Here is an 11,955-nt window from a genome sequence, read left to right as displayed (position 1 = left end):
CGTCCGCAGACCCCGCCGCCTCGCCCCGTCCCCCACATCGCGGATCGATCCCGCCCCACGGGCAGGTCGGGTGCGCGATCGCCGGCGACCGGTGGTGAGCCAACGGGTCGCGGTTGCCGACGGCGCGCAGAGCTCATGTACAGGCGGCCGGCGCCCCGGTCCGGCGCCGGCATCCCGCGCCCGCGCCCCAGCGCCCACGCCCCAGCGCGTCTAGGCCTCCGCCCCCGCGCCTCCGCGCCTGCGCCTCCGCGCCTCCGCGCCTGCGCCTCCGCGCCTCCGCGCCTGCGCCTCCGCGCCTCCGCGCCTCCGCGCTTGCGCCTCCGCGCCTCCGCGCTCGGCCCCGCGCCTGGCCCTCCGTCCCCGCGCTCGGGCCCCGCGCCTGGGGCCTCCGTCCCCGCATCCGGGCCTCCGCCTCCGCGCCCGGGCCTCCGCCTCCGCGCCCGGGCCTCCGCCTCCGCGCCCGGGCCTCCGCCCCTGCGGCTCCGCGCCCCCCGCGCCCGGGTCCGCGCATTCCGGGTCCCCGCATCCCGGATCCCGCATCCTGAGTGCCGCGCCCCCGGTCCCTGCATCCGGTCCGGCACCCCGGTCCCCGCGCCCCGGTCCCCGCATCCCGGTCCCCGCGCCCCGTGCCTCGTGCCGGTCCCCGCATCCCGATCCCGCGAGCCTCGCGCCCCGCCGCACAGGGACCTCACACTCGGACCTGTACACCCATCACACGCTCGAGTGCGCAGTGGCCCGCGCGTCCGGGGGCAGCGTCCCGGAACGGGTGCTCGGGCTGTCTGTCCCGGGATCCACCGAGCCGTCTGATCCTGCTTGTGGTGCGTTGTAGGCCTGCCGGGACGGGCTGTGTTCCAGAGCGCGTGTGCTCCGGAGGGGTCCTGGCGTACTCCGTGCGCTCGCCGATGGAGCTGTGGATAACTTCCGCGGGCGAGGTCGCGATCGGTGCATCCTCTTGGGCATGGACCTCGCAGACCTCGGTGGATACAGCCTGCGCCGGCAGCTCGGGTCCGGACCGGGCGGAACAGTCTGGCAGGTCCGGGACCGCGCGACCGGCCGGAACGCCGTGCTGAAACACATCCCGTTCAAGGCGGTCCCCGACCCGAGAAGGTTCCGCGAGGACCTCAGCCTCCTGTCCCGCCTACAGCACCCGCACCTGGCCTACGTACGAGAGTTCCACGAAACAAACACCGGCTGGATCCTGATCACCCAGCACCTCGTAGCCGGCACCCTCGCAGCCCTCCTCACCCGCCGCGACCCACTGTCCCGCGGCGAACTGGTCACCCTCCTAGCGCCCCTAGCAGAAGCCGTAGCCCACCTCCACGACTCCCGCCTAACCCACGGCTCGATCACTCCCCACAACGTCATGTTCGACGCCGAAGGCCGCCCCATCCTCACCGACGCCACCCTCCACCCCGGCACCACAACCGCCGACATAGAAGCCCTGCCCACCCTCATCCACCACGCAGCCGCAGACCCCACCGCCTTCACCCCCACCCTCATCACCACCACCCCTCTAAAGGCCCTCCCACACCGCCTCCTCACCCTCTCCCCACCCACCCCCATAGACCTAGCCATGCCCCCCGACCCCACCCCAACCCCCGAGCTACCCCCACCCCCACCGCCGACCTCGTCCCCGTCATCTGCCCCCGCTCCATCGCCTGATCCGGCTGCACCGTCCGAACCGTCTGCTCCGGCTGCAGCGCCTGGTTCCACCTCACGGGCTGGCTCATCGGCCGTGCCTGACTCAGCTCCGGCGCCCGGCTCGGCCCCAGTGCCTGCCTCCACCGCACCGCTTGGCTCCACCTCACCGCCCGGCTCGGTTGTGCCGGCTGCGGCGGGTCCGGCTGGTCCGGCTGCGGAGCCTGGTCCCACTCCAGCGCCTGGCCCCACCCCACCGGCTGGCTCATCTGCCGTGCCTGGCTCAGCTTCAGCGCCCGGTTCGGCTTCCGTGCCTGGCTCCACCGCACCGCTTGGCTCCACCCGACCGCGCGGCTCGGCTGCGCCGGCTGGTTCGGCTGCAGGACCTGGTCCCACCCCAGCGCCGGGCTCTGCTGCAGAACCTGGGGCCACGCGACCACGTGCCTCCGCGCGAGCGGCTGGCTCCTCACTCGCGCCTGCATCAGGTGCCTTGCCTGCTTCAGGTGCCTTGCCTGCTTCAGGTGCCTTGCCTGGTTCAGGTGCGTTGCCTGTTTCTGGTTCCGGGCCCGACCTGTCCTCGCGGTCCGAGCACACCTCCGGTTCTAAGCCCGAGCCAACGACCGGCCCACGCCGGGCGTCCGCCTCCACCCCTGCGCCTGCTTCCAAGCCCGTAGGCACGTCCGGTACTGCGCCCGCCGGACCGTCTGACGGCTACCCCTCTGCGCCTTCGCCTGCCGCCGACAGCCCACCCGTCACCTCGACCGATCCCTGGCACAACCACCCCGCGAACTCGGCTGACGATTCCGCAGATGACGACGACGTACCCACGCTCTCCCGAGCGCCACTAGGTCCGCCGCAATCGAACCCGCCCCCACCCCCTTCAACCCCGCCAACCCGACCCCAGTACGCCGAATCCGCCCCCGCCCCAACCGGCAACTCCCGATCGAAACGCCGCCGCTCCACCCGACGGACCACCTTCCGCCGAGGCCGCGCCGGCCGCACCCGCGCCTCCCGCAACGCCAACCCAATCCACCACAGCGATCCGCTACGCAGTGCCCAAACACTCGACGGCGACAACGCATTCACCACCCCATTCGGTGGCGCACCCGGCCCCGGCGACGCGATAGGTACCGACGCCGCATTCCGCGGTGGCTTCGCGTACGGCCGCAGCGATGTGCCCGGCACCGGCGATGCGCGTCGCACGGGCGATGCGCGTGGCACGGGCGATGTGCCCGGTACCAGCGCGCCCGGCACCGGCGATGCGCCTGGCGCCGGCGATGCGTCTGCTGGTCAGGAGCCGATCAGCGGATATGTCTTCGGCCGTACCGATGCGCCAGATGGTGTTGCCGCGTTCAGTGGCGCCTTCGAGTTCGGCCGCAGTCATGCATCACGCAGTACGGATGCATCAGGCCGTACGGATTCGCCAGGCAGGAGGGATACGTCAGCCGGCAAAGGTGACGCGTCAGCTGGTAGGGACGCGTTGGCCGGTGACGACGCGTTCGCCGGCGGCAACGGATTCGGCGGGTACGTGTTTCGCCGTAACAGTGTCTCTAGTGGCGGCGACGAGGCTGGCGACGGCCCCGCGTCGGGCGGGGACGACGTGTTCGCGGGCGCGAACGCGTTCGGTGGATACGCGTTTCGCCGTACCAGCGTGGCTGGTGGCCATGGTGATGCCGGCGATGGTGATGGCGACGGTGGTGCGTCGGGCGACGACACGTTCGCCGGTGCCAATGTGTTCGGTGGGTATGCGTTTCGCCGTACTGGTGTGTCTGGTGGCGGTGACGAGGCTGGCGATGATCCTGCGTTGAGCGGAGATGATCCGCCCTCCAGTAGCAGTGCGCCTCGCCTTGGCGGCGTTCTTCGACGCGGTGGCGGCCTCCGCAGAACCGACGAGCTTCGTCGTGATGGCCGGCTGCGCAACAGCAACATGCTTCGTCGTAGCAGCCCTGTCCGTCGTGGCTATCTGGTGCCTCGTGTTGGTGCTGCGCTCTGGGACCGCGTGGTTTGGGCGCTGCGGCATCCGGCGTACGGCGTCCTCGGTGCGGCTGCGGTGGGTGCCGTGATTGTTCTTGCCTTCGGCATCATTGCGATCCGCACGCTCGAGGGTTCGGCGACCACTCAGCAGCAACCAACCGATCCGCGAGCTACGCCCACGCAATCAGATGGAGCCACGCCTGGGCGGTCGGCTGAAACCGTGCCTGTCCGACCAACGGAACCGCGACCGACAGAACCGCGATCGACGCAGCCGCTGTCGACGCAGCCGACGCAGGCGCAGTCCTCGAAGCCGCAGCCGACACAGGTCCAGTCCTCGAAGCCGTCGTCGGCGTCCCTGCCGCGACCCCAACCCCCCACCTCGAGCGTTGACCTCGTGGCGTGGACTCGGACTCTGCGGGCGCTCGACGCTCAACGTGCGCACGCGTTCTGGACCCTTGATCTTGCGGCTCTGGACAAGGTCTACGTCCCGGGGAGTTCGCCGTGGGTTGCCGATCGTGCGTTGCTGTCTGACTACCGTCGGCGGAACGTGCGTGTCCGCGGTCTCCGAATCACGATCGAGAGCACCACCATCATGCGCCGTACCCCGACCACCGTCATCCTCAGGACCACCGATCACCTCACTGCTGGCCAAGCCGTCGATCACACCGGTACGGTGACCACGCTCCCATCCGGACGGCCCACGACCAAGCTGATCACTCTGACTGCCACACCACCGAGTCCCGATCGAACTCATCCCCGGGCCTGGCGCATCAGCACCATCACCAAGGGCTGACGACCAAGGGCATTCCTGCTCAGTTCAACCCCGCGCCTGCCTATGTGCGGGCGTGTGCTCACAGGTCAGGCCTCGCCTGCGCAGGTCGTGTGTGCAAGCTCTGGCAAGTGCGTGCGTCGGGCATGTTCTCAGGCTCTGGCAATTGTGCGCTGGGCATGTGCTCAAGCTCTGGCAATTGGGTGTGCCGGGAATGTTCTCAAGCACTTGCCGGAGCCTGTCCGTGTTGTACGTCGCCGACACGCCGGCGTCCTCGACGCGTGCGAGCTCGCGTGCTTGTGTCCGTGGGTGGCTGTTGAGTTATCGCGCTGGTGCTCGGATTCGGTGCTGGTGCCCGTAGTTGGACGGGTCAGAACGGTGGGGGATCGGGTGGTTGCCGGCGGGTGGCTGGAGGATCCTGCGGTGGGGTGCAGGCCTCGGATGATGATGTGGTGAGAGGGCCGCGGGCGGGTGGGACTGTGGTGTAGCGGTGGCCGGTGGGGGCGGTCAGGGTGACAGAGCCGTCGGGGTGGGTGGTGCTGGTCCATCCCCAGGCGGGGGTGTCTTTGATGACGTGGTGGTATTCGCAGTAGGGCGCGAGGCCGGTGAGGGTTGTTCGGCCGGTTCGTGTGAAGGGGGTGGTGTGGTCGCGGTCGCATTGGCGGGAGGTGCGGTTGCAGCCGGGCCAGGCGCAGGTGGGGTGGCGGGCGAGGAGGGTTTCGGTGACGAGGGTGCCGGGGTCGTGGCGGGTGGTGGAGGCTTCGAGGACGGTGCCGTTGGTGGGGTCGGTGAGGAGCCTGCGCCAGGTGCCGTCGGTGGCGATGCGGCGGGCCATGTCGGCGGGGATGGGGCCGTAGCCGGTGAGTTCGCAGGGGTCGTCGTCCATCCCGAGCAGGGTGGTGGCTGGGATGAGGACTTCGATGTGGGGGCGTCTGCGGTGCTGGTCGGGTAGTCGGCGGCCGAGCCAGTCCAGGCCGTTGTGCAGCATCTGTTCGAAGACGTCGGCCATGACGTCGGCACGCCGCTGCTCCGCGGTCCGCTCGTCCCTGTTCCGATCGGTAATCCGCTCGTTGTGGGTTCGCTGAGCCTCGGTCTGACGGTCTGGATCAGTGGCGGTCACGCCGGGCGGGCTGTCAGTGCGTGGTGGGGTGTCGGTGCCGGGCGGGGCGGGATCGACGGTGGCTGCCTGTGCGCCGGCGGTATGGGCCGTCGCAGTGGTTTCGTTGGTGGCTGCGGTGCCGGTTGAGGTGGTGTCGCCGGGGTGGGGATCGGCTTGCGTGGTGCTCGTCGCGGTGCCGGTCGTGGTGCACGTCGCGGTGCAGGTCGCGGTGCAGGTCGTGGTGCAGGTCGCGGTGCAGGTCGCGGTGCAGGTCGTGGTGCTGGTCGTGGACCTGGTCGTGGTGCTCGGGCCCGTGGGGTTGCCGCGTTTGGCGAGGTCGGCCATGGCTTGGATGACGACCCACATTTGCTGGATTTTGTCGGCGGTGTGGACGACCCATAGCCCGGCCATGCCGTCGGGGAGGGGGACGATTTTGCAGGTGCGGTCGGTGACCGCGGCGCGGTGTCGGTCGGCGTCTTCGCGGATGGTGTGTTTGGCGACCTGACGGCGCAGTGATTCGCGCAGGTTCTTGTGGGTCTGACCGGGGGCGCGGCGCAGTACGTGCGCTTCGACTGCTTGGGCGGCGTCGGTTGGGAGGTGCCGGGTGGCTTCGGAGATGGCCAGGGCTTTGGACCAGGTCAGGGCGCCGCAGCGTAGTGCGGTGTGGGTCGCGGTGAGTGGTCCGGTCAGGTGGAGTGCGGTGTCGATGTGGCGGGCGGCGGTGTCAGTGGACAGGTGCAGCGCGGCGCCGATCTCGGCGGACCAGGAGCGTTCGGGGTCGATCGGGCGGCCGGAGGTGTCGATCTGGGTCGGGCGGGGGATCTCGGTGGCCTGGGCTTTGCGTTGGCGCACGAACGATGCCATCGCGGAGGTCTTGATCGAGGCGGCCCAGGCTTCCATCCGCGCGGCGGCCTTCATCGCCTCGATCAGCGCGACCGGTGTCTCGCATTGTGGCCGGAGTTTCTCCAGTGCGGCGGCGAGTTCGGCGCCGGGCGGCAGGAACACCCAGGCGGGGGCGTTCAGGCGCAGCATCTCCCGTTCGGCCTCGTCTTGCTCGACACCGGCCCATTCCAGCCAGTCCAGCCAGTCGACGCGGGACATCGGCGGTAGGTCGTCGTACAGGTCTTCCTCGCCGATGAATCGCGGCGGATGCGGGTCCTCGGGGTCGTACAGATCGTCCGGTGGGGGGAGCGGTGGCAGTGCCGACCAAGGGGATGCCGGTGGACGGACTTCAGCGACAGCTGACCCGGCGGGCAGTGGAACGCCGGGGTTCGGGTTGAGCGCGATCGCTGTCATGGATTCATATTAGAACAAGTGTTCGAGTATGAGAAATCGGGGAGCTGGCGAACGGCGGTACGCAGAGAGCGCGGGGCTGCCACTGAATGGTGGAAGGTCAGCGATGGCTAGGGCATGGCTGATTTACCTCGGGCCGCGGCTGCGGGTCGTCAGGGCGGGGAGTCGTCCCGAGCGTCGGGGTCAGGCGAGGGCGGCGGAGATGGTGGGGGTGATGGTGGGGTGGTGGAAGGTGAAGCCGTGGGACTGGAGGCGGGTGGGGAGGGCTCGTTTGCTGCCTAGGAGTTCCCAGGCGAATTCGCCGAGGGCGGCCTTCATCAAGAAGGCGGGGATCGGGACCAGCGCGGGACGGTGCAGGGCGGTGGCGAGGGCCTCGGTGAATTCGGTGTTCGTGGGTGGGGTGGGGAGGGCGACGTTGATCGGGCCGCTCAGGGTGTCGTGTTCTGCGACGTGCCGGACTGCTCGGAGCCAGTCGGTGAGGGAGACGGTAGGGAAGTACTGCGTGCCGGGCCCCAGACGGCCGCCGAGGCCGAGGCGGAAGGGGACGGCGAGGAGCTGGAACGCGGGAGCCTTGCGGTCCAGCACTACTCCGGTACGAAGAGCGGCAACTCGGCTGCCGGCTTCCTGGGCGGGTCCCAGTGCGCCTTCCCAGAGGCGTACGACGTCTGCGAGGAAGCCGTCGCCGAGAGCGGTGTCCTCGGTCAGGATCTGGTCGCCGAGGTCCTTGCCGTAGCCGCCGATCCCGCTCTGGGTGATCAGGACCGGCCGCCCGTCGAGCTGCGCTGCCACCCGGGCGAGGGTCGAGGTGGTGCTGACCCGGCTCTCCCGGATGGTGCGGCGGTACGTCGGGGTCCACGGGCGGCCGATGTTCGCGCCGGCGAGGTTCACCAGGACGTCGGGCTCGCCGAGGGCACCGGGATCCAGATCGCCCCGCGCCGGGTCCCAGCGCACCTCGTCGGCCGAGGTCGGCGTACGGCGAACCAGCCGGACGACCTGGTGGCCGTCGGCAACCAAGTCGCGGGCGAGGGCCTTGCCGAGGAAGCCGGAGGCCCCGGCCAGCACGTACTTCATCCGCTCTGCTCCTTGTCGGTTCGACTACCAGGTACCCAGGAAGACGACGACGCCGGTGTCCGTCCCCCGGAGGAGACAGGCACCGGCGTCGTCACTCGGATCAGACGTCGAACTGGGCCTCTTCGAGGCGCTGCTTGACCGCCGTCAGGTAGCGGGCCGCGTCGGCGCCGTCGACCAGGCGGTGGTCGTAGGTCAGCGCCAGGTACACCATCTGCCGGATCGCGATCGTCTCGCCGAGCTCCGGGTGGGTGATGACGACCGGGCGCTTCACCACAGCTCCGGTCCCGAGCATGCCGACCTGCGGCTGGTTCAGGATCGGGGTGTCGAACAGCGCGCCCCGGCTACCGGTGTTGGTGATGGTGAACGTGCCGCCCGCCATCTCGTCCGGCAGCACCTTGTTGTTGCGGGTGCGGTCGGCGAGGTCGGCGATCTTCTTCGCCAGTCCGGCGATGTTCAGGTCGCCGGCGTTGTGCACGACCGGGACCATCAGGCCGCGCTCCACGTCCACCGCGATGCCGAGGTGCTCGGCCGCGTGGTACGTGATCTCGCCCTTCTCCTCGTCGATCGACGCGTTCAGCTTCGGGTACTGCTTCAGGGCGTCGACCGCGGCGAGGGCGAAGAACGGGAGGAACGACAGCTTGACGCCCTCACGGGCCTCGAACTCCGCCTTCTTCGCGTTGCGCAGCTTGGCGATCTCGGTGACGTCGACCTCGACCACCGTGGTCAGCTGAGCCGAGACCTTCAGGCTGTTGACCATGTGGCTCGCGATCGCCTTGCGGATCCGGCTCATCTTCTCGGTCGTCCCGCGCAGCGGGCTGACCACCGGGGACTTCGCGGCCGCGGCGGCGGGTGCCTGGGCTGCCGGGGCGGCCGCGGCGGCCGCGGCGGCCTTCTTGGCCTCGGCGGCGGCGATGACGTCCTGCTTGCGGATCCGGCCGCCGACTCCGGTGCCCTGTACGGCGTTCAGGTCGACCTGGTGCTCCGCGGCGAGCTTGCGTACCAGCGGGGTGACGTAGTTCGGGCCGTCGGCGGCTGCGCCGTTCGGGGAGGGAGCGGAGACCGCAGGCGCCTGGGTCGCCGCAGGTGCCGGAGCAGCCTGCGGAGCGGGGGCGGCAGCAGCCGGAACAGGTGCAGCCTGCGGGGCCGGGGCCTGGGCCGGAGCGGCAGCAGGAGCCGGTGCGGGAGCCGAGGCCTGCGGCGCCGGGGCAGCCTGCGGGGCGGGGGCCGGGGCAGCCGACTGAGCCGGAGCCGACTGAGCCGGAGCAGCCTCGGGAGCCGGAGCGGACTCGGCCGGGGCAGCCGGGGCGGAGGAGGCCGCGGGGGCGGCGGCGCCGGAGCCGACGATGGCCAGCTCGGCGCCGACCTCCACGGTCTCGTCCTCGGCGACCTTGATCTCCAGCAGCTTGCCCGCGACCGGGCTCGGGATCTCGGTGTCGACCTTGTCGGTGGAGACCTCGAGCAGCGGCTCGTCGACCGCCACGTCGTCGCCGACCTGCTTCAGCCAGCGGGTGACGGTGCCCTCGGTCACGCTCTCGCCGAGCGCCGGGAGCGTCACCGGCGTACCGGACGCTGCCTGGGAGGCGTTTGCGTCGGTGGCCGGAGACTCCGCTTGGGTCGAGTCGGCGGCGGGCTGGGGGGCAGCCTGGGCAGCGGGGGCCGGGGCGGCTGCGGGGGCCTCGGCGGGAGCGGCCTGGGCCGGCTGCTCGCCAGGTCCGGACTGCTCAGCCGGAGCCGCCTCAGCCGGTGCGGACTCGGCGGCCGGAGCCGACTCGGACGGAGCCGACTCGGACGGGGCGGCGGGAGCGGAGGAGGCCTCGCCGGCGTCACCGATGACGGCCAGCTCGGCGCCGACCTCGACGGTCTCGTCCTCGGCGGCCTTGATCTCCAGCAGGGTGCCGGCGACAGGGCTCGGGATCTCGGTGTCGACCTTGTCGGTCGAAACCTCCAGCAGGGGCTCGTCGACGGCAACCGTGTCGCCGACCTGCTTGAGCCAGCGGGTGACGGTTCCTTCGGTGACGCTCTCCCCGAGGGCCGGCAGGGATACAGAGGTCGGCATGACGGTCGTTGCTCCTTCGTCTGATCGGTCGAGTGTCAGCCTACGGTGCCGCCGGAGCGGGCGGGATCCGGGTCACGGCCGTCCCGCACGCTCCCTGCGGCTCAAACCTACTCGGGCGGACCAGCGGGCCGCCCGGCAGTTCAGTCATGGAAGTGCAAAGGTTTCCCGGCCAGGGCGAGATGCGCCTCGCCGAGGGCCTCGTTCTGCGTCGGGTGGGCGTGCACCAGCGGCGCGACGTCGGCCGGGTACGCCTCCCAGTTGTAGATCAGCTGGGCCTCACCGATCAGCTCGCCGACGCGCGAACCGACCATGTGCAGCCCGACCACGGCGCCGTCGCGAGCACGCACCAGCTTCACGAACCCGGCCGTCTTCAGGATCTGCGACTTGCCGTTGCCGCCGAGGTTGTAGTTGAGGATCTCGACGTCGCCGTACTTCGCCCGCGCCTGCTCCTCGGTCAGCCCGACCGACGCGACCTCCGGCTCGGAGTACGTCACGCGCGGGATGCCGGCCTCGTCGATCGGCGTCGGCGCCAGGCCGGCGAGGTGCTCCGCGACGAAGATGCCCTGCTGGAACCCGCGGTGCGCGAGCTGCAGCCCCGGCACGATGTCGCCGACCGCGTAGACGCCCGGAACGCTGGTCTGCAGCGTCGAGTCCACAGTCACGAACCCGCGGTCCAGCGCGACCCCGACCTCTTCGTAGCCGAGGCCGGCCGTGTTCGGCCCGCGTCCGACCGCGACCAGCAGTACTTCGGCCTCGATCACCTCGCCGCCCGCGACGGTCACCCGGACACCGCTGTCGGTGACCTCGACGGACTCGAACGCCGTACCCGTCCTGAACGCGATCTTCCGCTTCCGGAACGCGCGCTCCAGCGTCTTCGAACAGTCCGCGTCCTCGCCCGGGACCAGCCGCGGCAGCGCCTCGACGATCGTCACCTTGGTACCGAACGACGTCCACGCGGAGGCGAACTCGACCCCGATCACGCCGCCGCCCAGCACCACGGCCGACTCGGGCACCCGGTCGAGCGTCAGCGCGTGCTCACTCGCGATCACCCGGTGCCCGTCGAGCTCGAGACCGGGCAGCGACCGCGAGTACGAGCCGGAGGCGAGGATGACGTTGCGGCCGGTGTACGTCGTGTCGCCGACCTGGACCGTGGTGGCCGAGGTCAGTCGTCCCTCGCCCTCGATCACGGTGATGCCGCGCGCCTTCAACTGGCCCTGCAGGCCCTTGAACAGCCGGTCGACGACGCCGTCCTTGTACTTGTTCACACCGCCCATGTCGACGCCCTCGAGCGTCGTCCGGACGCCGAACTGTTCACCGTCGCGGGCCGAGTCCGCGACCTCGGCGGCGTGCAGCAGCGCCTTGGTCGGGATGCAGCCGCGGTGCAGACAGGTCCCGCCGACCTTGTCCTTCTCGACCAGCGCCACGGACAGGCCGAGCGTCGCCGCGCGCAGTCCGGCGGCGTAGCCACCGCTGCCGCCGCCGAGAATCACCAGGTCGTACGTCGTACCAGTAGCGCTGTCAGTCACAGGTTCCTCCGTGCGTGTCAGGTCGGGACGTCCCGGATCGCGGTGCCGCCCGGCGTCATCTTTTCACCGATCGCGGCCGGATCAAGGCCCGGGCCCGCCGCAACGCGCCGGCACGGATCCGGCGCAACCGTTATCCAGGATTTCGGCCCTGACTTGCACAGATAGTGGACACTTACGTCATGAAGTGGTTCGGTCGCCGGCAGAAGGCCGGAACGATGCGCCGGTCGGACAACCCCGATCAGGCTCACCTGCGGGAGTTCGCCCAGACCCGCCAGGGCGTGGAGGGCTTCGTCGAGCCGCGGACGGCGGTGACCGAGTACACGTTGCTGCTGGTCGCGATCGACGGCGAGTGGACGCGTCGGCGGGTCCCGTCGGTCAAGTGGGCGCACGACTTCGCCAACCGTCTCGGCATCCCGTCGTACGACGCCGCCGTGGTCGGCTACCCGCCGCGGATGCGCGAGTACAACGCCCGGATGAAGCGGAACGGCCAGGCCTGACCGCCGTAACGGCCAGGCCTGCGCCTGCTCAG

At 70.6% G+C, this 11,955-nt stretch carries 7 protein-coding genes and 1 pseudogene; 3 read left to right on the top strand and 5 right to left on the bottom strand.

What is annotated here, in order from left to right:
* Nucleotides 1-958 precede the first annotated feature (958 nt).
* Nucleotides 959-1,399 (top strand): annotated as a pseudogene (locus tag BJY22_RS43340) (serine/threonine protein kinase); the annotation flags it as partial.
* Between the two features lie 1,284 nt (nucleotides 1,400-2,683).
* Here BJY22_RS43340 and BJY22_RS41990 read toward each other — a convergent pair.
* On the bottom strand, nucleotides 2,684-3,022 hold the full coding sequence (locus tag BJY22_RS41990; RefSeq protein WP_238350519.1) for a hypothetical protein: 339 nt from the start codon (nucleotides 3,020-3,022) through the stop codon (nucleotides 2,684-2,686).
* A 96-nt stretch (nucleotides 3,023-3,118) separates the two neighbouring features.
* Here BJY22_RS41990 and BJY22_RS41985 point away from each other — a divergent pair, with 96 nt between their 5' ends.
* Nucleotides 3,119-4,405, top strand: coding sequence for a superantigen-like protein SSL4 (locus BJY22_RS41985; protein WP_238350518.1), 1,287 nt, complete (start codon nucleotides 3,119-3,121; stop codon nucleotides 4,403-4,405).
* Between the two features lie 346 nt (nucleotides 4,406-4,751).
* Here the strand turns inward: BJY22_RS41985 and BJY22_RS31930 are convergent, their stop codons facing one another.
* From BJY22_RS31930 to lpdA, 4 genes are all read right to left on the bottom strand, one after another.
* Entirely contained in the window at nucleotides 4,752-6,776 is a 2,025-nt protein-coding gene (locus tag BJY22_RS31930; protein ID WP_167214277.1) for a DUF222 domain-containing protein, read from the bottom strand.
* A 180-nt stretch (nucleotides 6,777-6,956) separates the two neighbouring features.
* The gene (locus tag BJY22_RS31925; protein WP_167214274.1) at nucleotides 6,957-7,844 is read right to left on the bottom strand and encodes a TIGR01777 family oxidoreductase; all 888 of its coding nucleotides are present in this window, start codon (nucleotides 7,842-7,844) and stop codon (nucleotides 6,957-6,959) included.
* A gap of 100 nt (nucleotides 7,845-7,944) precedes the next feature.
* Nucleotides 7,945-9,900 carry a 2-oxoglutarate dehydrogenase, E2 component, dihydrolipoamide succinyltransferase gene (sucB, locus tag BJY22_RS31920; RefSeq protein WP_167214271.1) on the bottom strand — a complete coding sequence of 652 codons (1,956 nt, stop codon included), beginning with the start codon at nucleotides 9,898-9,900 and terminating at the stop codon, nucleotides 7,945-7,947.
* Nucleotides 9,901-10,040: 140 nt separating this feature from the next.
* Nucleotides 10,041-11,426: a dihydrolipoyl dehydrogenase gene (lpdA, locus tag BJY22_RS31915; RefSeq protein ID WP_167214268.1), complete on the bottom strand. Its 1,386-nt coding sequence runs from the start codon at nucleotides 11,424-11,426 to the stop codon at nucleotides 10,041-10,043.
* A gap of 179 nt (nucleotides 11,427-11,605) precedes the next feature.
* Between lpdA and BJY22_RS31910 the strand changes: the two genes are divergently transcribed.
* Entirely contained in the window at nucleotides 11,606-11,923 is a 318-nt protein-coding gene (locus BJY22_RS31910) for a hypothetical protein (protein ID WP_167214265.1), read from the top strand.
* Nucleotides 11,924-11,955 lie beyond the last annotated feature (32 nt).

It is taken from the genome of Kribbella shirazensis (genome assembly GCF_011761605.1).
Classification (GTDB): Bacteria; Actinomycetota; Actinomycetes; order Propionibacteriales; family Kribbellaceae; genus Kribbella; species Kribbella shirazensis.
Note: the sequence above shows the minus strand (reverse complement) of the source record. Positions and strands in the feature narration are given on the sequence as shown.